Genomic DNA, 25,360 nt, shown 5'->3' with positions numbered 1-25,360 from the left:
TAGCAGCAGTGCATGGTATCAGACCTGAAACAGGACGAGCCAATTCACTTATGAAGCAGTTTATCGATTTTCTGCCATTGCTGGTTTTTTTCATTGTTTACAAGATTGATCCCCGGACTGTCAGCCTGGCGGGGCATGAATTTGAGTTCGGCGGCATTTTCAGTGCCACGATGGTACTGATCGTTGCCTCTGTGATTATCTATGGCCTGCTCTACCTGAAGCATAAAAGCCTGGAAAAGAGCCAGCTGATCACACTGGTAGCTGTACTGCTGTTTGGCTCTCTGACCCTGGCGTTTCATGAGGAGGCCTACCTGAAATGGAAAGCCCCCATCGTGAACTGGATATTCGGTGTGGCGTTCCTTGCCAGCCAGTTCATTGGCCAGAAACCACTGATCCAACGGATGCTGGACCATGCCATGACTCTGCCCGATGCTATCTGGACACGCCTTAATACCAGCTGGGCCATCTTTTTCATCCTGCTCGGCGCGGCGAACCTCTACGTGGCGTTCACCTTCGAAACCATCTGGGTGGATTTCAAGGTATTCGGCAGTCTCGGCCTCACGTTTGCCTTTGTGATCATCCAGTTTCTCTTCCTGGCTCGTTATATCAAGCAGGAAGAAAGCGATAAAACCACCTGACACAACGCCTGATCTTTCATACAAAACGAAATCAGTTGTCACGTGTTTACCGGAGTACACGATGTATTACGCCATTATCAGTGAAGATATTGAAAACAGCCTGCCCCTGCGCCAGGGCGCACGACCCGCACACCTTGCCCGCCTGGAGACCCTGCGTGCTGAAGGTCGTCTGCTGACGGCAGGACCGCACCCTGCCATTGATTCGGAGAATCCGGGCGATGCCGGTTTCACCGGCAGTTTGGTCATCGCTGAATTTGATAACCTTGAAGCCGCACAGGCCTGGGCTGACGCTGACCCATATATTGAAGCTGGCGTATACGTACACGTGACCGTAAAACCGTTCAAGGTCGTTTTGTAAACCGCAGACCCGGCACCTGACCGCTTAAGCAACCAAACTGCGGCATGTAAAACCACTGTCGACATGCTGTGGTTTTGCTGCTTGGATTTATGTCATAGTTCCACCTTTTGGCAGCCCGATAGAGAGCACAGCCTTGAAAAGACTGATTCCTTTTTTAATGGCCATCATGACCGCCAGCGTCGTTCAGGCCGAAACCCGCTATATCTCCGATACCCTGTACGTACCGCTGCGGGCAGGCCCGGGTAATGAGTACAGGATTATCCACCGCGGCCTGAAAACCGGCACAGCATTGGAAGTGCTCGAAGAAGCCAAAGCCGACAACGGTGAAGAGTACCTCAAGGTTCGTACCCGTTCCGGCAACGAAGGCTATATCCCTGAGCAATATTTGCTGAAAGAAGAACCTGCCAAAGACCAACTGGAACGGGCACAAAAAGAAAACGTCAAACTGGTATCACAAAATACCGACTACCGTAAGAAGCTGAACGCATTTGAAACCAGCAACCGGGAATTGACGGACAAGCTCAACAGCAGCACCCAGAAAATCCGCAAACTTGAGCAGGAACTCACCCGTATTCGGGAAGTCTCCGCCAACAGCCTGGAGATCGACAGCCGCAACAAAACACTGGTCGTAAATAATGAACAACTGAAAGCCCAGCTCAACACCCTGCAGGTGGAAAACCAGCAGCTTTCAGACAGCACTCACCAGCGCTGGTACCTCTATGGTGCGCTGACATTGTTGATCGGTGTTCTGCTTGGCCTGTTTGGTCCCTTACTGAAACCCAAAAAGAAATCCAGCTGGGTCTGACGACACAGGATGTATGGGCTGGATGATCCAGCCCATCAGAGACAATAATCAGCGTAATTGAATCTATTAACTTTACCGTGCAATTGAGAATGACTATCATTTAACCAATCCCTGAATAACGAGATTGGACTTATGACTAAAACGCTGACTTTTGCCGTAATTCACTTTTCCATTGGTTTTACTATTGTTTACCTGTTAACCGGCAGCCTTGCTATCGGTGGACTGGTTGCCTTGATTGAGCCAGCGTGCAATACCGTTGCTTATTTTTTCCATGAAAAAGTCTGGGATTATTTCAAAGAAAAAAGAGCGAAAGCCACTCAGCCAGCTATGTATCCAGTCCCGGCATAACCCTGAGGAAATGGAATCTTTCGCTTGGCAGTGCACTCGTCAGGCTTTAGGACAGCACGCATTTAATGAATCAGAAAGGATGAGAAAACATCTGCAAATGAAATGACAAAACGTTGGGGAAGATTAAAGTGATCAGCTAACAGCACTCTCCCACAAGCAGGAGAATCTTTTTATCTAACCGTTACTTATCACTATGTCCGAGATCCCGATCAGGATTCACACAATCCCTGACCCGCTGCTTCAATATTTTAGCCTCGGGAAAACCGCCATCGGCTTTACGCTCCCAGACCACCTGGCCATCCACATCAATCTGGAAAATGCCGCCAGTTCCGGGAACCAGGCGAACTTCGCCAAGATCAGTGGAAAAGGTACTCAGAAGCTCCTGGGCCAGCCAGGCGGAACGCAACAACCACTGGCACTGAGAACAGTATTGAATACTGACAACCGGACGCTGCATCCCACCTTCCCCCTGCAATCTCTCTTTGACTTCAAGCCCTATAGCCGGGAATGGTAACGATCAGGATTCGCCGCCACCCTTGCGGATGTAATAGTAAAACGTTTTCTCCCGCGCTTCATTGCTGATCAGTTCATGGGACAGGAAGGCGCAGAACTTGGGAATATCCCGCTGGGTTGACGGATCGGTGGCAATCACTTCCACCACGTCCCCTTCACTCATATCCCGTACCTTGCCATGCAGCATCATGACCGGTTCAGGGCAGGTCAGGCCGGTGGTATCCAGGACATGGTCAATCACCAGGTCAGTCGGGGCAATGCTTGATTCAGTCATTCGTATCCATCAACAGCCACTGTCATCACACGGTCACAGTGTCGCGACACACTGGATGAGCAGTCAATCATGAAACACCGGTGCATAGATGAACCGGTCATACTAAGATAAAAATACAGGTTATCAGTCCGTACAGAAACAGGGATAGCGGCTCATGATCAAAGTCATTATTGATCGCACCATCGCCGAAGGATTCGGCCCCCATTACGACGACATACTCCAGCAGTCTACCTCGCTGGTCGAAAAAGCCCCGGGCTTTCTCGGTTGCGAGTCACTGAAAGACTGTAACAACCCCAACCACCGGATCACCTTCAGCCTCTGGGACAACGAGCATACCTGGCGGCAATGGCTTAAATCCGAACACCGCAAGGCGTTGCAGGCGAGACTGGATCCCATGCTCGTCTTCGATGAAAAAATCACCGTACTTAAGCGCTGACCGGCTCCGACAGTGTGCGGCAGTAGTTCCGGTATACAGGGACAAACGCTGCCGCCATGCCGACACTCCTTGCCGCCATAAACAACGTAAAGGCAAACCACAGACCGTGGTTTCCGGCTTCACGGGTCAGGTACCAGGCCGGAATAAAGATCAGTCCTGTCGACAACACCATCAGGTTCTGCATCAGGCCGGTCTTGCCCATACCAATATAGACACCGTCCAGCCAGAAGCAGAGTACGCCCACCAGCGGCATGGCGATCAGCCAGGGGAGGTATTCAGCGGCCATCTTATCAAGTCCGTCAATATCCGTCAGCAGACCCAGAATATTCTGCCCAAACAGCACAAATATCAAAAAACAGCCAAACGCCATGATGACCGAACAGACACCCGTCGCCCTGACCACAGACTGGAACGTCAACCGGTTGCGCTGACCACAGGCTCTCCCTACCAGCGATTCCGCCGCAAAGGCAAAACCATCCAGGGCATTGGAAATCAGCATCAGGAAATTCAGCAACAGGGCGTTGGCCGCCAGGGTATCACCCCCTAATCGGGAACCCCATGCCGTAAATGTCGCAAAGGTTAACAACAGGCAGAGCGTTCTGACGAACAGTTGCCGGTTGACCAGCAACAAACTCTGCATGGCCTCCAAACGGATCACCTCACGGAAACGGAAGCAACCGGGTAATGTTTTTAACTGCCCTGCAACCAGGTAAAGCCCCAGCATCAGCGTGCTGTAATCAGCGACGACCGTCGCCAGAGCGACACCGCCCGTTTTCATACCCAGCCCCAACACCAGGAACAGATCCAGCACGATATTGATGGCATTGGCAAAGGTCAGCAGTATCAGCGGCGCCCGTGCCATCTGAACGCCCAGCAACCAGCCCAGGATGGCATAATTGGCGAGCACCGCCGGAGCAGAGAGAGAACGCGTCAGGAAATAGGTTTCCAGTTCAGGCGTAATCAACGGCCCCGGCTGGTAAAAAGGAATCGCCACAGAAAGAATCGGGCGCGCCAGCAGTATCAGGATAAAACCAATACCACCCGCCAAGACCAGGGACTGCACCAGAATATCCCGGACTCTCTGGCTATCGCCTTCACCGGACGCATTCGCCACCAGCCCGGTGGTGCCCATCCGCAAAAAACCGAATGCCCAGAAGACAAACGTAAACAGGCTGGCGCCAATGGCGACAGCGCCAAGATACGTCGTAGACGGCAAATGCCCAAGGACCGCGGAATCCACCAGCCCCAGCATCGGTACCGTAATATTGGAAAGGGTGACCGGCCAGGCAAATTGCCAGACCCGACGATAACTGACGTTCAAGGAGCCCCCGAAACCCGTTAACAGCGTGTTATCGTCGTCATACTAAAGAAGCACTGACAATATGCAATCCGTCTTTTATGCAGGCAGGTTCTGAAAAACGAACACGTCATTGCCCTGCCTAGTTTACCGGCGTCGCAATCATATTGGCCTGTATTCGCATGTTATAAAGATTGGCTTCACGCATAATCGGGTTCTCGCCGACATTGATGCCGTCAAGACGCAGATGCTGTGCCTGACTCATGGCGTTGACAGCAAACCCCAGCTGATCACTGCTGTTGTTCTGTACGTCAATGTTCAATGTTGTCTGCAGACCATAGCCATCACCGGATACATTGTCCGGATCTGTTTCCAGGCCAACAAACTCCAGATAAAGATCATCATCTGCGGTGTTCTCATCACCACTGTCCGCTGTCCAACGGATGGCATTCTGCCCATTACTGTCTGCAGCCAGGTATTCATTCTTCAGAAACACCGTAACGCCCTGGTTGCCGCGTGCGGGATCGCCCCCACTGGCCAGGGCAAGGGTTGAGCGGATATTGCTGTCAATTCTCAGCCCCCCGAGACTGGTCGAAGCCCCCAGTGCTGCCGCATGACCAATATGGACATTACCAATCGCCTTGTAGCCATAATTCAGGCTGCGCATCACCACCGCCTTGCGCGCCAGGGACCACAACCGGCCACTTTCATCCAGCAGTTGCATATTGACGTCTGTCGGCTGGTCTTCCACATCAAACGTCATATTACGTACATGACTGACCAGCGTGGCGTCTGAAGACCAGATACCACACCCCTGCTCACATCCTGCACGGTCATAATCAATCAACAGGCCACCGGTCGCGCCATTGATGACAAAATCAGAATTCATCGTCAGACCCTGGCCCGAGGCCCCGCCACCGCTGAGGTAGAGCGCACCATCCAGTTCTGAAAACGAAAGCGCCTGGTACAATCCCAGGGCATACAGCAATTCCACACCACCCTGTCGTTCCTGGCTCAGCACGGATTCATCAGGCAACGCCGACTGGTCGGAAACATATAATCCCTTGAACTGGTACCCCCCCTGGAAATCATCAAGACCAATCCGGATACCATCCGCCAGGTAACCATCCGCAGCAGACACAACATCCACGGCCGCCGTTCCCTGCACGTCAGCGGTCAGACCGGTTAACCAGACATAATTGCCATCATCGGCATAACGGATGTTGCCGTCGGTAAGCGTCCAGTCCATGTCCATGGTGACACCACTGGTGCCATCCGCACCGCCGGCATACAGCTTCAACAGGCTGGGGCCGAACTGCGTCTGGCCATAGATCTCACCAAGGCTGGTTGCATCGCTGCCAATGTAAATATTGTCAGCGCCAAATGTGACATCCATCCCGGTAAAGCCGAGTTGAAGATAATCACCCTTACTACCTGAAACACGATCTTTGACCAGATCCAGCGTAATACCGGGCGAAACCAACCGACCATAAAAATCCGCCAGCCCAAGATAAGGGTTGGATGTTTCCGAGCTGTCGCCGTCAAAATAGTAAAGGTAATACGTATGTGAGGTATCCACTGCACTCAGGCAATCTGCGGTACAGTTAATCCTTAAGTCCGGCACCAGTGTCATCCCCGTACCGGGGTTAGTACCACCGGGTCGTATATCCAGAGCACCGGCCAAACCAAATACACCGGACAGTGCACCCATACTTTCACTGACAGCGCCACTACTTGTGGTATGCCGGAGGCCCTCAACCGAAAATGTCGAATACAGATCATTCATGGTTAAACGGATAAAATCACCGTCACCATCTTCCAGCACTACAAAATCAAGCCCGGCATCACTTCCTCTGGCATTAAGCGCCATGGCAACGCCTTCCAGATGCAGTTCACCTCCCCCGGTATCCCTGTAAATCACAGTGCCATCGTTGAACTGCAGACCGCCTTTCAAACGAAGACCAGGGCCTGTCGCAGAAAGTGCCAAATCGGCGTTCAGGGCATAGTCAAATTGCCAACCGCCGAATCCTTTGCCGGTATAGGATTGGCCAGCTTCATACGACGAAGCCAGCCTGACCTCATCAACCGTCAAACGTCGATGGTTTTGGCGAATCCCTATGTTCAGCCCAGTCTCTTCAGTGACATCAATCTTGACCACCGTATTCAGATCAGGATCCGCCACACTGGCTTTGTCGACAGTGATACCATCCAGTGAAAGGCTGCTGCCCGCTACTTGATCAGCAGCGCTCCATGTTAGCTGGTCAATACTGACCGCTGGCGCAGATGTCACACTATCCGTCCGGGAGATCTCAATCGTAATGCCCGACTGCCCGGTTACCGCCGACATGCCATCGTCGTCCAGCGCCCGGAGTTCTGCCGAAACGGGTTGGATACCGCCGAGAGTCAGCAGCAACAGTATGTATCCTGTGAATAACACGTCCTGTCGTTGTGTCATGCTTGCATGTTCTTTTGTTATTGTTCGATTCAACGTTCAGGCTGATGACTAATCGGTTGGGAATATCAGGATATTGCCCCTGCCAACCACATCCCCATCAATCTGCAGCGAAAAAATATTGGCCTGGTTCGCCGTGGAATCCGGGCCATCGGCCGTTGCCACCGTAAAATTCAGATCGCTGTACCGCAGCACATTGCTCATTTTGACGGCAATCACCGATTGGGTCTCACCGGCATTGTTATCACGTTCTTCGACACGAATTTCCAGCGGCTGGCCACCGGGCACGGATTCCCCGAACTCAATGCCGCCTTTCAGGTTATCCAGCACAAACCAGCCGCCATCCTCGGTGGCCTGCAGGGTAAAGCGTGCGCCACAACGGCCGTCGTTCACTGCGCATTTCGCTTCACCATTTTCCAGGATGACCGAGCCATCCGGATTACGCTCAACATCCCAAAGCGGTCCGCCGGAAGTATTCAGGTCAAAGGAACCCGACAATGCCAGTCCGCTCTGCGCATTCAGTTCACTAAGCGCGTCTTCGGACAGTGGCAGCATTTCAGCATAGGATGGCAATGCTGCCATGATCGCCATTACACCAGGCAGTGGCTTTAACCAGTCAGGGAAGGTCATGGGATGTCATCTGCAGGTATTGGATACGAATGCCTTCAAGGGACGAAGACCCGAGGTTGACGCCACCGGTCGGCAACGCGCCCGCTGAAGGACGACTGCCGCCGGCCATCAGGTTATCAATGGTGAGACTGGATTTGGGCAATTCCTGGTAATAACGGTCAATGGTCTGCTGACGGTAATCGGCGGACGACGTATCCAGGTTATAGCGGTTTTCATTCACCGCCTTGTTGATGCCTTCACCGACGGGCGGGGCGCTGACCTGGAACTGTCCATCCGGCGTGACGCTGAAGTTAACCGGCTGCACCTCACTGTACCCCAGGTTCAGATCCGACTGGATACCGGTGATGTAGACAGTGTGGTTATCACGGGTCGCCTGGTCAGGACAGTTAGTCGTGTTATCGCAGGTATTGATATCCAGCGTCTGTGCCGACACCTTGATACGCGCATCCCCGATCGTTTCATTACCATCGCCCCATAACCGCAGGGAGCTGTCGTCCATAGTGAAACCGGTGGCGTCAATATCGAGGGTATCCACCCGTCCTCCCGCCACCGTGAACTGGTATTTCACCCCGATATCCGCAGACGATGATGGCAATGTACTCTCGGGAAAACGCAGCGCCAGCGCCTGGTAAGGCCCCAGCTTTTCAACATCCAGGCTGATGGGGTTATCCAGTGAGCCAATATTGGCCGACACATCATTGGCCCCATGGTCACTGCCAGCCCCCTTGATATAGAGTTCCTTCACTTCAATCTTATCGGTGCCGCCAATATCGGTAATGGTCACCGTGGCACTGGAGGCATCGTAGATAAAATCTTCCAGCGCAATCCCGATTCCCCTCGCATCCACAGCCGCCAGGTCATCGTCGTCCAGTGGCTGCACATCCGCCATGGCATGGACCGGCCATAACAGGGCAGCAGCCAATCCTGGCAGTATCAGCTTCATTTTCATGATTGAGAACATCCCGTCGTCCATTAGCATCCCACCGTGGCCGAACCGGCACAGGTATCCTTGGCCGCCGTTCCATTAAACGCTTCGTTGAAATCAACAATGATGGAAGGCACGCCATCGGTTTCCGGGATATTCATGAAGGCGCCCAGCACCGTATTGATGGTTTTGGTTGGGTCTTCCAGGTCGCGCCATTTCACGTTGTCCTCAAGCTGCACCGAGATGAACATTCCCTTGGCAGCGCCGTCTATGGAAGCCAGGTCCGGCAACTGGGCCTCTGTCGGGTTGGCGACATTTTCATCGCCAATATAAAGGGCCTTGTAATCCGACAGGGCAAAACAGGTTTCCAGACCGGTCACTTCGCAGTTATCGGAACCAAAGAGGCTCAGCAGCGCCCCTGTCCAGCCGCCGCCACCGCCAGAGACATGCTCCAGTGTCTGACCATTGACCATACCCACATGCGTTGCCCTGACAGGATCTGCTGCACCACTTTCAGTCACCAGCTGCGCATTGGCGCGCAACACGGTACTATCCGTCACACCGGCCAGCCCCAGAAGGATTCTCTGTCCTAAATTGGCTTTATCCAGGATGGGTTCAGCCGTACCTTCGATCAAAACCGGCACATTACCCGTCAATGTATTAATGGTGCCGCCCAGATCCCCTTTGGCTTCATTGAAACCAATACGGAAACCCACCATTTTGTCGCCTTCATAGGCAAACTCGAGATAGGGATCCTTGATATAGAAAGGTGTTACATTGCCATCGTCGTCGACAGTGCCAAGGGAGAAGTGATCAATATCGATATCCGCAGACCCGGCCACTTCACCGGCACGGTCATACTGCCCGAGGGTTAATTTATCGATATTGGTCTGGGTGGCAACACTGACCCCGAGGTTGACCCGGGTATACTCCGTGCTGCCAATCTGGTCAGTTTCCATCTTGATGAACGCCTGTCCGGTAATCTCAGACAGTTCATCATCCTGAACAGGCTCCAGTCCCGCGTGCAATACCGCCGCGTGCATAGATAGCAGAAGGAACCAGATCGCAGGGAACGCGTTCTGTGGTTTCATGATGATTGCTTGCCGTTCTTATTATTATTGTTAACTTTCCGCTCACAATAACGACTCCATCACAGTTTCGCAATCATCAGAAACAGAACAAAGCCTTTATTATCATAAAGTTAGAACTATAGTACAAGTACCATAGTTCTAACTTTGCGTGTACTGTGACTTCTTCACGATCGTGATAAAGCTGCTTGATATTAAGCAAACAATGCCGCTCAGCCTCGGCCATGCGCGACTGGATTTTGTCAATTGCCGCTTCCACCGCACTAAAGCGCTGCTTCATGGGGAGCTTCAGGTTAAAGATCGCTTCACGACACCAACCGTTTACCAGCCAATCAGCCATACGTCCAGCCGTGCGCGAAGGTTTATCGACGATATCGCAGACCATCCAGTCAACTGGTTTGGCCGGCTCGAACAGGAAGCCGTCTTCCTGCAGATGGGTGACCAATCCGGATTCCATCAGATCACGATTCATCGGGCCATTATCGACTGCCGTCACAAACATATGGCGATTGACCAGCTGCCATGTCCAGCCACCGGGCGCCGCTCCCAGGTCAACAGCTTTCATACTCGGCGCCAGACGGGTATCCCATTCGTCCCGTGGTACAAAAGCATGAAATGCTTCTTCCAGCTTCAGAGTCGAACGACTGGGGGCCTCTTTCGGAAACTTCAACCGTGGAATGCCCATGGGCCATGGACTGTTATTTCCGGGTCGGGAGATCCCTGCATAGAGGTTGCAGGAATCAATAAAAAAGAGATGCAGGCAGGGTTTACGGGGATCCTCTGTCTTGGTCAGCAGACCCGCCTTGCGCAATCCCTGCCGCAGGGGATGGGCAAACTTGCGACAGAATACCGAAAGTTCCTTGGCTTCATTGGTATCCGCCGTCTCCAAACGGACTTCACCGCATTGTGGCAAATCAGCCAGTGCCGCTGTCAACGCGCCCACCCGATCCTTCACTGGAAGATCCGCAATCATCTCACCTGCCGCAACCCACTGCCGGGCAAACACCAGTCCGGAGAAACGTTGTTTCTTCTGAATCTGCAAGGCACCGCCAGGCTCGTGGGATATAAAGGTGGCATACCCGGCATTCTCACGGGTTTTCACATAACCATAAACACCCAGCCGGGCGGAGACCGACTGGATCTCATTCGCACAGTCAGACTCGAAACCCGGGCGGCAGTAAAGCAGAAGATGATTCAGCGACATGTCAGGCACAGCGGTTTTAGCATCCAGAAAAGGCGCCCCAGACTACTGGCTTCGAATAAATTCGGCAACCTTTTCCACGGCTGTTGCCAGGTGTTCATCATGGGTATGGCCGGACGCCTTGCGTGGTTTCAGGTCGTGGTTCCCATCGGGCAGCCATTGAATATCCAGCTGACGGGGTAACCCATAACCCTCAACCGTTTCCCGATTACCCATGGCGTCGCGATCACCCTGGATAATGCAAAGCGGTACGGGAAATGCCATCAAATGTTCAATACGCGGTTTATCCATTTTGCCCGGTGCATGAAACGGGTAACCCAGGCAAACGACACCGGATAAACCTGTTTCCGACGCCTCTGCGGCCAGCAGCGTTGCCATGCGTCCGCCCATGGACTTGCCACCGATAAAGACATTTTCGACACCCGTCGTTTCCCTGACCCGGGCAACCACATCCCGCCAGGCCTGCAACAGCACCGGCTGGCGATCAGGCGGTCGTTTTTTCCCGGTGTTACGACGCTCCTGCATATAGGGAAACTCAAACCGGACGACACAAATCCCCTGCCCGGCCAGACGTTCCGCCATGGTATTCATAAAGTCACTGTCCATCGCGGCGCCGGCACCATGGGCAAGAATCAGGATCGGTGACTGGCCATCCGCCTCGCCATTCCAGATCCAGTCTGTTTTTTTCACTTTTTTGAACTCCTGTTGAGCCGCGACAATTCAATGACCGGAGGAATCAGGTAAAGTATCGAACTTTCGTCTCTTAACGTTACGGATGCGCGAATGACAACACCCCAATCAGGCATTTTGCCGGAAGCCAACACCAACGCTACCTTCATCACCCTGCTGATTAACAATGATGCTGACAGCATCGAGACCATCCGTCGCACGGTAGCGGCCATCCCCGCGATGACTGCCGAGATGGCACAGCAGCAGCCTGACAGCCTGCTGGTCAGCACGGTAAGCTTCGGCGCCCATGCCTGGGATACCCTGTTTCCTGAAACCCCTCGCCCGGAACACCTGGCACCGTTCAAGGCCCATAAGCACGGCCTGCGCCAGGCGCCGTCCACACCGGGCGATATCCTCGTGCATATCCGTTCCGAGGGCAAGGATGTCAACTTTGACCTGGGCCGTCAGATCATGGGCGAGCTGGGCGACAGCGTATTGGTTGAGGAAGAAGTCCACGGTTTTCGCTACCGGGATTCACGGGATATGACCGGCTTTGTTGATGGCACCGAAAACCCCCAGGGGGAGGATCGTGCGGAAGTGGCACTGGTCGGCAATGAAGACCAGGCATTTACCTGCGGCAGCTATATCAACTGTCAGCGCTATATCCATAACATGGGCGACTGGGAAGCCACACCGGTCGAGCAGCAGGAACAGATCATCGGTCGCACCAAGACCGATAACATCGAGTTCACCAGTGAGCAGAAAGCACCGACTGCCCATATCAAGCGGGTCAGCATCAAGGAAAATGGTAAGAGCCTGGAAATCCTGCGCCACAGTTTGCCCTACGGTGACAGCAGTGAATGCGGCCTGTTCTTTATTGCCTATGGCAAAAGCCCAAGACCGTTTGACCTGATGCTGGAGCAGATGATCCACGCGGACGGCCATGGTCATTACGACCACCTGATGAACTACACCCAGGCAGTGACCGGTTGTGCCTTTTTTGCCCCTTCAGTTACTTTCCTCGAAAGTTTGCAGTGATCAATAATAAAATCGCCGCAGCGTTAACTGCGGCGATTTTATTTCAAAGATAACAACCTGCCGATTCTATTTTTCAGAAAGCAGTGCCTTGTCAGATACAAAGCCCTCAATCGTTCGCGTAGGAAAGGCAAAATCAGCACCTGCCTGGTGAATCAGTTGTCCGGCTTTTAGCAAAATCTGCTGTTTTATCGCACGGTATTCAACCAATGCAATCGTTCGGGTAAAACAGTCGATGAGTAAATCGATGGTTGACTCACCATATTGACTGAATGTCACCTGAAGAATTCTACGATCATCAATACCGGGATGTTCTTTCAGATAGTCCTCAATATCAGCGGCTATCCTTTCCAGCTTGTTCAAGTCATCGTAACGAAGACCCACTGTAATCTGGATACGCCGGTTATCCATCCGCGAATAGTTCTCAACAGCATGACTGGTAAACAGTGAGTTCGGAACATATACCGGCTTACGGTCAGGCGTTCGAATCCGGGTCTGGCGCCAGCCAATCGCCTCAACGGCGCCTTCTATGGAACCGTTAACAAACCGAATACGCTCTCCAATATGAAAAGGCCGATCCAGATGGAGCATCAACCCGCCAAATACATTGGCCAGCATATCTTTGGCAGCCAGACCAATCGCAATACCACCAATACCTCCAAAGGCAAGAATACTGGCAATACTGTAACCGTGGGTCTGGAGAATCACTAAGAAGGTGATAATAACAATCGCCAGCTGCGCCATGCGAACACCGGCTTCAATCACACCGCTCCTGGCCAACTGACTATCCACCGGGGCGCTGATCCTGAGTTGTTTGACAAAACTCAGTAAAAACCAGGCAACCAACAGAATCACAACAGTTCGGCGGAATGTTCTGACTGCATCCAGCAACGGGATCGGCCAGGCATGATTGATAATCTGAAGTATCCAGGTAATACCGATAATCCAGATTAACCAGCGGGCCGGCAAACGGGCTGCCAGCAGCATGGCACTGTCCCAGCCCACCCGTGAGCGGGCAAAACGCTTTTCAAGGGCTCCGAACAGACGATGGATGTACCAACCGGAAAACCCCATTAACAACAGGACAGCAACAATCTGTCCTATCCAGAAGGTCTGCTCACTGAGACTGCCCCATAGGTTATAATCATCGGGCCATTGCATTCTTTCGCACCTGCAGCAATCAATCAAGGTTCACCCTGAAATATAGCTGCCCGGCGAAAAAGAAACGTGTGCCTTTGATTACCCCGGAGAATGGCTTTTCAAAATCAAATGCATTGATTTTGACAATCGATGTTAATTTTCATTAACCGAATTGGCTTAATGCATCGGCCAGTTGTTTATCGACATCATTAAATTTCGGATTACTCTTTTTCTCTTCCGCGGGCTTATTGCCACGATACGGCTGACGCTTGCCATGATGCTGAGATCGGCGGCGTTGCTGCGGCTGCTCCCATACCGGGGCTGTTTCAGTCTGTTCCCCAGCCTGCGCAATGCGCAACAAGCGCTCCAGGCCACTGATATCCGAAAGTGACAACGAGTGCCCCTGACGGTTTCGGTAACCATTCATGATGCGTTTGACATCATCAGCCAGCCCCAGTCGCTTGGTGGCGAACATCAGGGAAATCAAAGCGGATTCAGCATCTTCAACAACAATAATCGATCCGGCGAGATTAATTTCGAAACTCTTTTTATCCCGGGCATCAATATAAAACTGATAAGGACCGATTTCGTTCAAGCTGGATAGAAGATGTCTGACAAAACGAAAATCCAGTTCTGCGTGTTTCATTTATCTCACGAATTATCAAGACTCGCGCACATGATATCCATGACACGGGGGCTATTGCAATCAAAAACGGGGGAATTTATACGGTTTCATGCCCTGTTGATGTGCCAGAATCAGCACTCCACCCTCGGAGATAACGTAATCACCTCACATATAACCGGCAGATTCCAGGACAATACCCTCTTTCTTCGATCGATAAAAAGCCGACCCATTCAATGGACAGCTTCTGTGTTGAGATTTATCGTCATTACAGGAAAGACAATCCGTCAGCGGCCATCATCAGCCCACTCCCCCTGATTATGCCCTGATTCATACCCGTAGACAGCACCCGACCCAATGCTCTCCAGGCCACAGTTCAAGCTATAAAAAGTACAATATTACTGGTGCAAATGTACCAGCCAACATACCCGCAAACCTGTATTGAAGAGGCCATAAGCCTTATTCGGAAGGAAATCGGCATGTTGCTGTTACAGAAACCTGATCTGCAGACCGGAACTGCTGATTCTGGATGAGCCTAAAGAGGGCATTCAACCATCAAGGATATTCAAACAGCTATTGCACTATTAAGGGACCGGGGCAATATGGCGATTCTGCTCGTTGAACAGTTTTTTGAGTGTGCCCGGGATCTGGCATATCGATTCGCTGTTTTGGATAGAGGTGAGATAGTACTCAGTGACCAAGGAAAGACTATGGAGAAAGCAGCTGTCCGAGCCTATATAACCGTATAACCTTGTTTATAGAAAGAAACCGAGACAGTTTCCAAAACAATGTTCATAAAAAGACAAGCCAAATCAAGCAGAGAGAAAATCTAAATCCACTTGATTTATTTTTAACCAAAAGAAAGAAAACTTAAATAATAAGCGACAATAAATTAGCACTAAAACAAATATATTCTGCACCCACACAAAAAACATCTTCGCTATATAAAAAAGTATATTTATATTATTTCATCATCGATGCCAGAAAAGGCATTCTAATAACAGCACGTCATTCGGTGCAACTATAATTTTTAAGATGAAAATTCCTAAATTCAAAACAGGCACAAGCATGAAGGGATTCAAAGGACATAGCGCGCTGGAACTCCTTACGATCATATGCGTATTAAGCATTCTATTTCTAGCTGCCAGCTATTATTTTCGGCCAAGCGTCGAAAAAACCAACATTGTAGAGGCCGCCAACCTTGCTCACGATGCCAAAATAATGGCTGAGCGTCATGTGGCAGCCAAGCGTAACATGCCGCCTGAAATATCACGTAGCTATCAAGCAACACATACTGTAGCCGCTGAAAAACTTGAAACCGTTCAGACTGGCCCTGATGAATACCGGATTAATGTTTATTTCAAGAAAGAGGCATTCCCGGATCGGAAAGAACAACAAGTTTATTCGCTGCTTGGTAATTTAGTCGAAGGCGATATGGTGTGGAATGACTGTGAATCAGATTGTCTAGTGGATGTTTCAAGTTTGCCGCCAGCCTTGCCACCAGGCCAGAAAACTACGCCCCAATTAACTGGCATTACTGTCGCTGTCGATCCATCAACCCCCCCGAGTTATCCTACACCGCCGGTCAATCCACCGGTCAATCCACCGGTCAATCCACCGGTCAATCCACCGGTCAATCCGCCGGTTAATCCGCCGGTCAATCCACAGGCCAACCCGCCGGCCAATCCGCCGGTTAATCCACAGGCCAATCCGCCGGTCAATCCGCCGGTCAATCCGCCGACCAATCCGCCGACCAATCCGCCGACCAATCCGCCGACCAATCCGCCGGTCAATCCACCAGAGCCTCCAACACCTGTTGTCACGCAATTTCTTGGTACCATTTACCTTGCCAGGGCAGTAAGGGATGATTCATTTCGACCAACATTTGAAGTAAGTCAAACCAGGGGAGGATGGCTGCATAATTTTCATACAGGAAAAATCACATTAACCGTTATGGATGTTGATAGTAAACCCGACAATGAAGTAACAAGAATTTGTACCGTAAAAGGTAAGAAAAAGATTGGCAATCTTACAGTCTATGACTATGGACAATGTGCCCAACCTGCAAATGACTTTACCCAAAATGATAAAGATCCCTGCTATCTCATCACTGAAGACTTGAAATTAATAAAGTCACGTCTGATTCGAAATCATGAAGGCAAGTCTGAAGGCTGCAACAATCCCCCTCAAGTTGCAGAAAAACCAGAAGATAATAGTGTTTTGACAGTTCGCGTCGTCAGGGGTTTAAGCGACCCGAATTTTAAACCCCATATTTTCTTTGAAAAAGAAATCAAAAATTCGCGAAATGGGGGTTGGCACCACAACTTTTATACTGGAAAAATAATGATGTCTGTCCTCACAGACAGGAGTACGCCAGACAGTCGACTGAAAAGAATCTGCACCGTGAAAAGCACAAGACAGGTTGATAATTACAATGTCTATGATTATCACCACTGTGTCATCCCGTCAGATGACTTCTCCCCATCCGATCAAGACGCCTGCTATTTAGTAACTGCTGACAAGCAACTCATTAAGGGTCGCTATTCCCACGATAAAGAGCAAGGTAGCCACACTATCAACTGCAATACCGGTTCACAACCATCGGCAACCAACAATGATGAGTCCCTGACAGTACGCGTCGTCAGGAGTTTAAGCGATCCGAATTTTAGACCCAATATTTTCTTTGAAAAAGAAAACAAAAATTCGCGAAATGAGGGTTGGCACCACAACTTTTATACTGGAAAAATAATGATGTCTGTCCTCACAGACAGGAGTACGCCAGACAGTCGACTGAAAAGAATCTGTACGGTGAAAAGCACAAGACAGGTTAATAATTACAATGTCCATGATTATTACCACTGTGTCATCCCGTCAGATGACTTCTCCCCATCCGATCAAGACGCCTGCTATTTAGTAACCCCTGACAAGCAACTCATTAAGGGTCGCTATTCCCACGATAAAGAGCAAGGTAGCAACACTATCAAATGCAATACCGGTTCACAACCATCGGAAGAACCCGATAATGTTGACGAGACCAACGTACAGAAACCGGAAGAACCCGGCAACATTGGCCCCTCGACAGTACGCTTGGTAAAACCTCGAAATGAACCGATTTTCGCGCCTCGCATTCACGTTATCAAAAGCAACAGTCAGGACAGTTGGAGTCGGAACTTCCATGGTAACTACGCTTTGACAGTCAACAGCACTGCCGATAGTAGAACGTTAAAAATTTGTACGGTTAATGAAAAAAATGTCGATGGCGAAATTATTTCTGAGTTTCATCACTGCGTTAGCCCGTCGGAAGACTTCTCAGCAACTGAAACAAGAGCCTGCTATCACATAGCCAAAAATAAAAGGCTGTATGTGGGACGCCTTTATAGCACCAGGGAATATGGTGCCAGGAATTCAGACTTCGTTTACGATGACTGTAATACTGCCTGGCAAAACCTGGATCGCCATAGACGTGAGCTGGAAGAGTATATGCGCCAGAGAGGCCAGTGAAAAACCCACAAACTACCGGCTCAGGCCGGTAGTTTTATCTGACACCACACGACTGTCCGGCTAAGACTGCTCAAGCTCTATTTCGCCCTTGACCCTGGCACTGACCGTTAACCAGACAGCAGTGATCTCAGTGACATTCCCTCGAAGGGTTTTCTACGCCTGAACCATGGCGCTTCAGACTCACCGGGCCTGCACACCCGGCGACTCAAAGCAACTGCCCGGTATTTTTTACGAGAAAAGCGGCTATTGATCACAAAGGTCGCAGCAAGTGCCATCGCCAGAACGGCACGGCCACTCATAAAGCCGGGAAACTCTTCCAGAAACGGCTGAACCTGAACGGTATTCATCAACCGGTTGACACAGGGAGCCGTATTATTCATCACATACAGATTGCAATGGCATGTCATGGCAGTCACCTCCTTCCGGTTTTCCTTGATTATCAGGATACCGAAATGGTCAACAATCACCATTTGACCTTCGTCGATACGGCCCAAATACGCTGCAATCTATTAGACCAAGGTCTTGGTCGAACGTTCAGAATTCCCCAAAATGTCCATAAAAACAGGCATTTTCCGTAGCAGGAAGGCAGCGGGAAATATACCATTACCCCCCAATAACACAGCCTCAGGAGGTCATAGCCGTATGCCTGATTTTCCTTGTCACCAACCGGCTTCATTGCCAGCCATCGTGACGGCAGGTCTTTTGTCTGCGTTTATCCCTCAATCGCTCTGGGCATCGGCGTATCAGGCCTGTCTGCTGGAAGCCCTCCATGAGGCATCACCGGACACAACCGTGGCACAACTTCAGGCTCGCTGCCGACCACAAACGCTGGATACCCTGCCCGATCTGGACGCAACGGCAGCCGGCTCAGACATTACTTCTGCGGCCAGCAACAAGGAAACAGAGTCACTGCTGGAGCAACGTGTCCTGCAGGAGGAGCGCACCCAGAACAAGCTGTTTGTCCTGACACCTCATCGGCAAAACTATTTCCTGCCGATTTCCTATAACAACAATCCGAACAGCAAGCCCTTTGATGCCAGCGAAGATGATTTCGACAGTACCGAGGTCAAATTCCAGCTCAGCCTCAAGGTGCCTGTCGCCCAGGACCTATTTAATGGACAGGGTGATCTGTATTTTGCCTATACCGGGGTTTCCTGGTGGCAGGCCTATAACAAGGATCATTCCAGCCCGTTCCGGGAAACCAACCATGAGCCCGAGGCATTCTTCAGTTTCAATACCGATTACGATGTCTTTGGCCTGAAGCTCAGCATGATTCAGACCGGCATCAATCACCAGTCGAATGGCCGCAGCGGCAGCCTGTCTCGTAGCTGGAACCGGTTGTTTGCCAACTTTGTCTTTGAACACGATGACTTCTATTTCTCGGTTAACCCCTGGTGGCGGATTCCCGAAAGCAGTAAGGACTCCCCGGATGATCCCCGTGGGGACGACAATCCTGATATAGAGAAATACCTCGGCTATGGCGATGTTCAGATGTTCTACACCCTCGGCGTGCACAAGCTCAGCGTCATGGTGAGAAACAATCTGCGTAGCGATAACAAGGGCGCCGTAGAGCTGGGCTGGTCTTTCCCGCTAACGCCGCGGATCAGGGGATATGTGCAATATTTCAATGGCTACGGTGAGAGCCTGATCGACTATAACGCCAGTGTTAACCGTCTCAGTATCGGCGTCATGCTAAATGACTGGCTCTGACCACCTATCATATAAAGGAAAATCGCCCGTTAATTATGCGCAAGGTAATTGTTGCTTCTACCAATCCGGCCAAAATCAATGCCGTTCAACAGGCCTTCACCCGGGTCTTTTCGCATGAAGAGATGATGTTTGAAGGCATCACCGTCGATAGTGGCGTTGCCGATCAACCCCTGTCCGGCGAAGAAACCCTGACCGGTGCACGTAACCGTGTCAAACATGCCCGCCAACAACAACCCGACGCCGATTTCTGGGTTGGACTGGAAGCCGGTATTGAAGCCCCGCTGACCTTTGCCTGGATGGTGATCGAAAGCGCTGATCAGCGCGGCGAGGCCCGTTCCGCCAGCCTGCCGCTACCACCCGAAGCGCTACAACGGATTGCTGAAGGCGCCGAGCTGGGAGACGCCATGGACGCCATGTTCAATGAGCACAATATTAAACAGAAAGGTGGCGCCATCGGGCTGTTGACTGACCATCGCTTAACCCGTAGCAGTGTTTATGAACAGGCACTTATTCTGGCATTAATTCCGTTTATTCAACCGGCTTTATATCCCGCTGAGGCCTGATTTTATTCACTTCAATCAAAAAGAGTTTAATTCTTGCATAGACAGGGAAATCCGCCGTAAAACCCCACAATTAATGCGCAGATTTCCTTACACTCTTTTCCGGAATTTGACGATTAATGTATTGTACGCCAGACACAAAACAGTTTAGACTCGCCACTCAATTAAGTATCCCTTAACTGATGCCCGAAAACGCAGAGTCTCTTTGTGGCGTTCGATGTTTTTAAGGTAACAGTAAAGTAGTAGTGATAACGTCATCGGAGATGAATCAACATGCAACAGAATAAACTGTTTGTAGGTAACCTGGCATTTTCCAGCTCTGAGCAGGACCTGGAAGCCGTTTTCGGTCAGTTTGGTGAACTGCAGGAAGTTAAAATCATCATGGATCGCGAAACTGGCCGCTCTCGTGGTTTCGGTTTCGTATCCTTCGTAGACGCGTCTGACGCTGAAGCAGCCCTGGCTGCTAACGGCCAGAACGTTGGCGGTCGCGATCTGCGCGTCAACTTCGCTACCGAGCGTACCGGTGGCAACGGTGGTCGTCGCGACAACAACCGTGGTGGTTTCGAGCGTCGCTACTAAGCGATAGTTCAACCCCATAAAAAAAAGCCGGCTTGTCCGGCTTTTTTTATGCCCAAAATCGGCATCATCCCTGCAATAACAACCCGGCATAAGCTGCAATCCCCACCCATGTCATAACCAGCAATACCCATGGGAGTGGATGCTGGCGATAGGTCACCACCTCTTTGATTTCTTGAACTGCAACGGTTTCCGGCTGACGAGACGGGTTTTTCTTGCGCTGTTTATCAAACTCACGGGCCCTGGCTTTCTGCTGCTTCTTATATTGATCAATTCCCTTCTGAATTCCCTGGGCAATCAAGCGTGTCTGTTCCTTGGCCTGACCTGGACGCTGGGTGCCACGAGCGATTTTCATCGCTTCATCCCGGGTTTCCTGTGAAACAGCCTGCTTTCCTGAAGTTCGGGTCTTAACCACTGCCATACATATCCACGTGATAACGGAATTAACCAATGACGCGCTGGCATCATTTCCATCGGGTTCGATACTAACGCGCCCGGCAAAAGAACAAAACAGCCAGAGTATCGGCATTTTTTCCTAAAATTGCCCAACACCATGCCGATTCACTTTTCAGACACCCAAGGGATCAGCCCATGAGCACGCAAAAGAGCGTATTCAGAATTGAAAAACGTCTGGAATGTTACCTGAAGCTGCAAGCCGACCTAGAAAAGAAATCCCCACCCTCCAGGGATGAAGCCATACCTAACGAGGAAAGGGAAATCTACCTGGAGGGTATCCAGCAGGGCCTGCGCATGGCCCTGGACATGATCGAAGAGGACGATAACGCCTGAGAGCCCGGGCAGGTTACAAGCATTTGTTTATAAAGACAGTTTCTCTGCCATGGCTGCAATCTGCGCCCGGAGCTGTCTTACCTGCTCTTCCAGGACGTCGACCCGGATTTCCAGGCTCTCTCTTGCCGGGTTCTCACCACTGCCAGAGACATCTGCCACCGCTTCCTGCTCATCACTGAACAAGTGAACATAACGGGACTCACGCCTGCCCGCCTCACGGGGCAATTTCCGGACAAAAGGCCCGTCTGCCCGGACAGCCAGGTTATCCAGAACAGCTTCAACCTCTTTCACGTCGGAAAAGGAACACAGTCGATTAGTTCTGCTGCGTAATTCACCCGGCGTCTGGGCGCCACGCAGAAAGAGAACACAGAGAATACCCAGTTCCTGCTCAGAAAACCGGAGGTTCGAAAACTCAGTATTACAGAAACGGTGCTGGTACTTCTGGACCCGGCTACCAAATCCGGATTGCTCAGTGACCAGTCGCTTGGCAATCAGACTGTCTGCCGCCTGCTGAATCTCGGATTCCTCGTAGGAAACCACTGGCTCCCGATTACTTTTCTGATTACAGGCATTGGTCAGGCTGTTCAGCGTGAGAGGGTATTGGTCCGGCGTCGTGATAGCTTTTTCAATCAACGCGCCCAATACACGGGTTTCTGGAAAAGACAGCGATAGTTCCATAACAGCCCCGAACGGTCAGTGAAAACAGTGGGCAGATTCTGCCTCATACCCACTCGACATGCCATCAGAACTGAACCAACGGTAACGAATAGCAAGAGTCAGGCCGACGGCTGACTCAAGATCACCTTTTCCACATCATTGGCATCATTACGGGCCACCAGGGCACGGGCAGGCTGTGTTTCACTCATATTGAATGCCTGGTGAGTCAGCCCCGGAGGAATATAAATAAAATCACCCGCCCGGTTAATCACCCGCTTTTCAAGGTATTCGCCATAGCGTGTCTCTACCTCGCCCTCCAGCACATAGATGGCGGATTCATAACCATCATGCTCATGGGCTTCAGACACAGCTCCCGGCGGTATCACGATAAAACTGAGCGATAGTCCCTTGCTCCCGGCAGTCTGCTCGGAAATACCAATAAAATAAGGCAACTTCTGCAGGGTTTCGGTCGCTTCCTGCGGCCTGACGGTAATAATTTCATCACCGAAAGCATTGGCATCCATGCCATTCTCCTTCTCGCCCAGTAGCACTGTTAATGATAAAAAAACGCGGCAATAGCGCCCGGGAAACGGCGCTTCTCCTTCAGATACTGTAGCAGGACTTTCATGGGCAAACGTTTCAGCGCCTGACGGGCCTGTCTGAAACCATCGCCGTATACCGGATCAGGTGACTGCGTAATCTGCCGGATAAAATAAGTCGCTTCCCGGGTTTTCTGACGTCGCAACCAAAGATATTCCATCAACACACACATGCCCTCCTCAACCTCTAGCGGGAGCCCTTCATACTGATTATAAAAAAACCAGGCATGGCAGAGTTCATGAATGGCTACCGTTCTAAAATGCAGCTCCGGAAGGTTCTGCTGGATAATAATGTCCTGAAAGGAACGATTTACAACCCGACCACTGGCGCGGGTCACCTGCCAGCGGGCAAGCCCCAGCAACGGGTGCTCTTGATGATGCTTGTGACGACTGAACCTGTGCAATTCATCGCGCCCAGCCAAATGAACAGGCGTCGAGGCATTCGCAAGATTCAGTCCTATCCGGCTCAACGCCTGACGCATTTCCTGTAGCAAGATTTCAGCGCGCGCTTGCGTGACAATACCACTGTCACAACACAGGTTGCAGATGACCAGACCATCCGGAAAACGCATACCTCCTCCGGTCAGCGGCCCGCAGACTACACGGCCACAACTGGTGCAGCGGTCATAGTTTCGATGTTTTACACAATAGCGATTGCCCCAGAAATCCTCTAAATAGCGCCCCTGCAAGGGGTCACCACAGACCGCACAGGCAGGGGTGAATTTCTGATGGAAACAGGCTACATGCCAGGGCGTATTATCTTTCTCTATATACTGGCCAACGACAGGCTTATTACAGCCTGGACAACGCAAACAGTGCGGATGCCATGGCTTATCGCCAAATACCACAAACCGGTCTGACTTAAGTGACTTGCCGCACCCGGCACAAACAAAACAATGCGTATGCCAATATTGGCCCATCACATAAATGGCATTCTCGCGTACCGATTTCCGACATCCATGACATACACGCATGATTTAACCTGTTCTTAAGGCTGTCCTTAGCCCGCCCCTAAACGACGGTTACTTTATGATTTTAGCCAATCAGAAAATTGTTCCATAAAACATCGTATTTCATCCACTGAAAGGCCGAAATCACGACATGCATCAATGCAACTCAGACTCAATGGTATACCACTGTCATCCAGGCAAAAGAAAAATGTCTGTTTTAGCTGGTCGGCTCTAGTCGTCCATAACAGTCTGGTTTATGCTGCACACATCATAATGAAATGAACAGAATACGTTTTCATGCAGAAGACACCATCACCGGAACACAAGACGATGGACTCACGCATTAGCGAGACACTGAAACAAGATATTGAAAAGCTGTCTGACAGCTCAAAAGCCGAAATACCCAAGTCAGAAGCACTGCGCATTGTCAGGGAAGTATGGCCGCACTTATTTCGAATCTCTGAACCGGCCCCCCTGAAGATTGGCATACACAAGGAGATGATCGCTAAAGACCTGGTGCCTCCCATGTTAATAAAAATTGCTTTGCGCTATTTTGTAGAACAGGAACGTTATCTCGAAGCATTAAAAGAAGGCGCCATACGCATTGACAGTAATGGCAAGCGTGCGGGTCGCGTTACACTGCGTGAAGCAGTTGGCGCAGAAATGGCTCTCTATCGCAAACAACAAAGAAAATTGACAGGAAGCACCTGCGACAATCGAGAATTTATTGGCCAACTACGCGTCGTTCAATAAGCGACAAGTGTAGAGCAGATGGGCTGGATAATACGTGAATGAATACGTGCCGCAACGAAAACGGTTGCGGATTTTATAGTAAATAAACCCGAATTGATTACAAGCGTTCAATTTTCTGGCAAACTTAACTTCTGCGCATAAGATGTTCATGTTCAGAGAGGTGAATGGCGCAGCATGTTATGACTTCAATGGCATGCACAAACGCTGCTAATCACCTGTCTGCATAAAAGAGATGCGCCAGAAATTCCGAATGGTCAATGGCGCTCGCGTGAGCCGTTAAATACACAACATCACTACGAAGATAACGTACCTATGAATATATTCGAAGAATCTCTCGCCGTCCTCAAATCCAAAACCAAGCTTCGCACCCTGTTCAAGAATGTCCACATCGAAGATGTAGAGAACGTCCTCTCCAGAGTCCAGGCAGTCCTGGAAGAAAAGAAAGATGAAGTTGAACAGCAGGCTGCTGTTCTGCAAGAAAAGCAGGAGCAACTGCAAACTGTCATCCAGCTGATGAAAGATCACAGCATCAGCCTGGAAGACCTCAACGACGCACTGGCAGGCAAGTCAACCACCCGCAAGCGTCGTGACGTACAACGCATGACTTTCCGTTATGAGAGCGATGCAGGCAATGAAATTATCTGGGAAGGCAGCAACGCTGGTCGCATCCCTGCAGACTTTGCTGCTTACCTGGAGCGTACTGGCAAAAAACGTCTGGACTGTGTCGTAGAATAATTGCTCCTGATGTGCCCATGATGTTGTCGTCACTTCATGGGCACTCTTTTTACCTGTCAGATATCCACTCACCCGACGAAACACTTTTAAACGGCACAT

29 protein-coding genes are annotated in these 25,360 nt (G+C 50.8%); 13 read left to right on the top strand and 16 right to left on the bottom strand.

From position 1 onward, the window contains the following. The first annotated feature begins 50 nt into the window (after positions 1 to 50). From AC27K1_RS15620 to AC27K1_RS15605, 4 genes are all read left to right on the top strand, one after another. The gene (locus AC27K1_RS15620) at positions 51 to 638 is read left to right on the top strand and encodes a septation protein A (protein ID WP_487151749.1); all 588 of its coding nucleotides are present in this window, start codon (positions 51 to 53) and stop codon (positions 636 to 638) included. A gap of 61 nt (positions 639 to 699) precedes the next feature. Next, on the top strand, positions 700 to 996 hold the full coding sequence (locus AC27K1_RS15615; protein ID WP_487151748.1) for a YciI family protein: 297 nt from the start codon (positions 700 to 702) through the stop codon (positions 994 to 996). A gap of 133 nt (positions 997 to 1,129) precedes the next feature. Next, entirely contained in the window at positions 1,130 to 1,801 is a 672-nt protein-coding gene (locus AC27K1_RS15610; RefSeq protein ID WP_487151747.1) for a TIGR04211 family SH3 domain-containing protein, read from the top strand. Between the two features lie 132 nt (positions 1,802 to 1,933). Then, complete coding sequence (locus AC27K1_RS15605) at positions 1,934 to 2,149, top strand: DUF2061 domain-containing protein (RefSeq protein ID WP_487151746.1); 216 nt, start codon at positions 1,934 to 1,936, stop codon at positions 2,147 to 2,149. 181 nt (positions 2,150 to 2,330) lie between these two features. On the opposite strand, the gene AC27K1_RS15600 is transcribed toward AC27K1_RS15605, so the two are convergent. Beyond that, complete coding sequence (locus AC27K1_RS15600; RefSeq protein ID WP_487151745.1) at positions 2,331 to 2,606, bottom strand: Rdx family protein; 276 nt, start codon at positions 2,604 to 2,606, stop codon at positions 2,331 to 2,333. A gap of 60 nt (positions 2,607 to 2,666) precedes the next feature. Further along, positions 2,667 to 2,936, bottom strand: a complete 270-nt coding sequence (gene tusA / locus AC27K1_RS15595) for a sulfurtransferase TusA (RefSeq protein ID WP_487151744.1) — start codon at positions 2,934 to 2,936, stop codon at positions 2,667 to 2,669. Positions 2,937 to 3,090: 154 nt separating this feature from the next. On the opposite strand from tusA, the gene AC27K1_RS15590 reads away from it, so the two are divergent. Continuing rightward, positions 3,091 to 3,372, top strand: a complete 282-nt coding sequence (locus AC27K1_RS15590; RefSeq protein WP_487151743.1) for an antibiotic biosynthesis monooxygenase family protein — start codon at positions 3,091 to 3,093, stop codon at positions 3,370 to 3,372. On the opposite strand, the gene AC27K1_RS15585 is transcribed toward AC27K1_RS15590, so the two are convergent. The 7 genes from AC27K1_RS15585 to AC27K1_RS15555 form a co-directional block, all read right to left on the bottom strand. Then, positions 3,362 to 4,693 carry an MATE family efflux transporter gene (locus tag AC27K1_RS15585; RefSeq protein ID WP_487151742.1) on the bottom strand — a complete coding sequence of 444 codons (1,332 nt, stop codon included), beginning with the start codon at positions 4,691 to 4,693 and terminating at the stop codon, positions 3,362 to 3,364. The genes AC27K1_RS15590 and AC27K1_RS15585 overlap by 11 nt on opposite strands. Positions 4,694 to 4,811: 118 nt before the next feature. Further along, entirely contained in the window at positions 4,812 to 7,124 is a 2,313-nt protein-coding gene (locus AC27K1_RS15580; protein WP_487151741.1) for a DUF6160 family protein, read from the bottom strand. A gap of 48 nt (positions 7,125 to 7,172) precedes the next feature. Then, complete coding sequence (locus tag AC27K1_RS15575; protein WP_487151740.1) at positions 7,173 to 7,751, bottom strand: hypothetical protein; 579 nt, start codon at positions 7,749 to 7,751, stop codon at positions 7,173 to 7,175. Beyond that, complete coding sequence (locus AC27K1_RS15570) at positions 7,738 to 8,700, bottom strand: hypothetical protein (RefSeq protein ID WP_487151739.1); 963 nt, start codon at positions 8,698 to 8,700, stop codon at positions 7,738 to 7,740. The genes AC27K1_RS15575 and AC27K1_RS15570 overlap by 14 nt, the downstream gene beginning before the upstream one ends. A gap of 23 nt (positions 8,701 to 8,723) precedes the next feature. Beyond that, entirely contained in the window at positions 8,724 to 9,767 is a 1,044-nt protein-coding gene (locus AC27K1_RS15565) for a hypothetical protein (protein ID WP_487151738.1), read from the bottom strand. A 76-nt stretch (positions 9,768 to 9,843) separates the two neighbouring features. After that, complete coding sequence (rlmM, locus tag AC27K1_RS15560) at positions 9,844 to 10,968, bottom strand: 23S rRNA (cytidine(2498)-2'-O)-methyltransferase RlmM (RefSeq protein WP_487151737.1); 1,125 nt, start codon at positions 10,966 to 10,968, stop codon at positions 9,844 to 9,846. A 42-nt stretch (positions 10,969 to 11,010) separates the two neighbouring features. Continuing rightward, the gene (locus AC27K1_RS15555) at positions 11,011 to 11,655 is read right to left on the bottom strand and encodes an alpha/beta fold hydrolase (RefSeq protein ID WP_487151736.1); all 645 of its coding nucleotides are present in this window, start codon (positions 11,653 to 11,655) and stop codon (positions 11,011 to 11,013) included. A 93-nt stretch (positions 11,656 to 11,748) separates the two neighbouring features. Here AC27K1_RS15555 and AC27K1_RS15550 point away from each other — a divergent pair, with 93 nt between their 5' ends. Then, positions 11,749 to 12,672, top strand: coding sequence for a Dyp-type peroxidase (locus tag AC27K1_RS15550; protein WP_487151735.1), 924 nt, complete (start codon positions 11,749 to 11,751; stop codon positions 12,670 to 12,672). A 66-nt stretch (positions 12,673 to 12,738) separates the two neighbouring features. On the opposite strand, the gene AC27K1_RS15545 is transcribed toward AC27K1_RS15550, so the two are convergent. Then, positions 12,739 to 13,830 (bottom strand): mechanosensitive ion channel family protein, encoded by a 1,092-nt coding sequence (locus AC27K1_RS15545; protein ID WP_487151734.1) that lies wholly within the window; start codon positions 13,828 to 13,830, stop codon positions 12,739 to 12,741. A gap of 142 nt (positions 13,831 to 13,972) precedes the next feature. Beyond that, positions 13,973 to 14,455, bottom strand: coding sequence for a hypothetical protein (locus AC27K1_RS15540; protein ID WP_487151733.1), 483 nt, complete (start codon positions 14,453 to 14,455; stop codon positions 13,973 to 13,975). Between the two features lie 1,044 nt (positions 14,456 to 15,499). On the opposite strand from AC27K1_RS15540, the gene AC27K1_RS15535 reads away from it, so the two are divergent. Further along, positions 15,500 to 17,932, top strand: a complete 2,433-nt coding sequence (locus AC27K1_RS15535; protein WP_487151732.1) for a pilus assembly FimT family protein — start codon at positions 15,500 to 15,502, stop codon at positions 17,930 to 17,932. Between the two features lie 107 nt (positions 17,933 to 18,039). Here AC27K1_RS15535 and AC27K1_RS15530 read toward each other — a convergent pair whose 3' ends face one another. Continuing rightward, positions 18,040 to 18,339: a hypothetical protein gene (locus AC27K1_RS15530; RefSeq protein WP_487151731.1), complete on the bottom strand. Its 300-nt coding sequence runs from the start codon at positions 18,337 to 18,339 to the stop codon at positions 18,040 to 18,042. Between the two features lie 235 nt (positions 18,340 to 18,574). On the opposite strand from AC27K1_RS15530, the gene AC27K1_RS15525 reads away from it, so the two are divergent. The 3 genes from AC27K1_RS15525 (at position 18,575) to AC27K1_RS15515 (ending at position 20,781) form a co-directional block, all read left to right on the top strand. Continuing rightward, complete coding sequence (locus AC27K1_RS15525; RefSeq protein WP_487151730.1) at positions 18,575 to 19,642, top strand: phospholipase A; 1,068 nt, start codon at positions 18,575 to 18,577, stop codon at positions 19,640 to 19,642. A gap of 35 nt (positions 19,643 to 19,677) precedes the next feature. After that, complete coding sequence (gene yjjX, locus AC27K1_RS15520; RefSeq protein WP_487151729.1) at positions 19,678 to 20,205, top strand: inosine/xanthosine triphosphatase; 528 nt, start codon at positions 19,678 to 19,680, stop codon at positions 20,203 to 20,205. Between the two features lie 270 nt (positions 20,206 to 20,475). Next, the gene (locus tag AC27K1_RS15515; RefSeq protein ID WP_345199551.1) at positions 20,476 to 20,781 is read left to right on the top strand and encodes an RNA recognition motif domain-containing protein; all 306 of its coding nucleotides are present in this window, start codon (positions 20,476 to 20,478) and stop codon (positions 20,779 to 20,781) included. Between the two features lie 64 nt (positions 20,782 to 20,845). On the opposite strand, the gene AC27K1_RS15510 is transcribed toward AC27K1_RS15515, so the two are convergent. Continuing rightward, the gene (locus AC27K1_RS15510) at positions 20,846 to 21,199 is read right to left on the bottom strand and encodes a DUF2956 domain-containing protein (protein WP_487151728.1); all 354 of its coding nucleotides are present in this window, start codon (positions 21,197 to 21,199) and stop codon (positions 20,846 to 20,848) included. A gap of 170 nt (positions 21,200 to 21,369) precedes the next feature. Here AC27K1_RS15510 and AC27K1_RS15505 point away from each other — a divergent pair, with 170 nt between their 5' ends. Further along, the gene (locus AC27K1_RS15505; protein ID WP_487151727.1) at positions 21,370 to 21,567 is read left to right on the top strand and encodes a hypothetical protein; all 198 of its coding nucleotides are present in this window, start codon (positions 21,370 to 21,372) and stop codon (positions 21,565 to 21,567) included. Between the two features lie 27 nt (positions 21,568 to 21,594). Here the strand turns inward: AC27K1_RS15505 and AC27K1_RS15500 are convergent, their stop codons facing one another. The 3 genes from AC27K1_RS15500 to AC27K1_RS15490 all read right to left on the bottom strand — a co-directional run bounded on the left by AC27K1_RS15500 (position 21,595) and on the right by AC27K1_RS15490 (position 23,797). Further along, the gene (locus AC27K1_RS15500; RefSeq protein WP_487151726.1) at positions 21,595 to 22,245 is read right to left on the bottom strand and encodes a YceH family protein; all 651 of its coding nucleotides are present in this window, start codon (positions 22,243 to 22,245) and stop codon (positions 21,595 to 21,597) included. Between the two features lie 98 nt (positions 22,246 to 22,343). Beyond that, a complete protein-coding gene (locus AC27K1_RS15495; protein WP_487151725.1) occupies positions 22,344 to 22,748 on the bottom strand; it encodes a cupin domain-containing protein in 405 nt (134 codons plus the stop codon). Between the two features lie 29 nt (positions 22,749 to 22,777). After that, the gene (locus AC27K1_RS15490; protein WP_487151724.1) at positions 22,778 to 23,797 is read right to left on the bottom strand and encodes a protein DA1; all 1,020 of its coding nucleotides are present in this window, start codon (positions 23,795 to 23,797) and stop codon (positions 22,778 to 22,780) included. A gap of 273 nt (positions 23,798 to 24,070) precedes the next feature. Here AC27K1_RS15490 and AC27K1_RS15485 point away from each other — a divergent pair, with 273 nt between their 5' ends. Together AC27K1_RS15485 and AC27K1_RS15480 are read left to right on the top strand one after the other, a co-directional pair. Continuing rightward, positions 24,071 to 24,526, top strand: coding sequence for a ProQ/FINO family protein (locus AC27K1_RS15485; RefSeq protein ID WP_487151723.1), 456 nt, complete (start codon positions 24,071 to 24,073; stop codon positions 24,524 to 24,526). Positions 24,527 to 24,838: 312 nt separating this feature from the next. After that, on the top strand, positions 24,839 to 25,261 hold the full coding sequence (locus tag AC27K1_RS15480; protein WP_487151722.1) for an H-NS family histone-like protein: 423 nt from the start codon (positions 24,839 to 24,841) through the stop codon (positions 25,259 to 25,261). The last annotated feature ends 99 nt before the right edge of the window (positions 25,262 to 25,360 follow it).

This window comes from Kistimonas ophiarachnellae, assembly GCF_057552235.1.
Note: the sequence above shows the minus strand (reverse complement) of the source record. Positions and strands in the feature narration are given on the sequence as shown.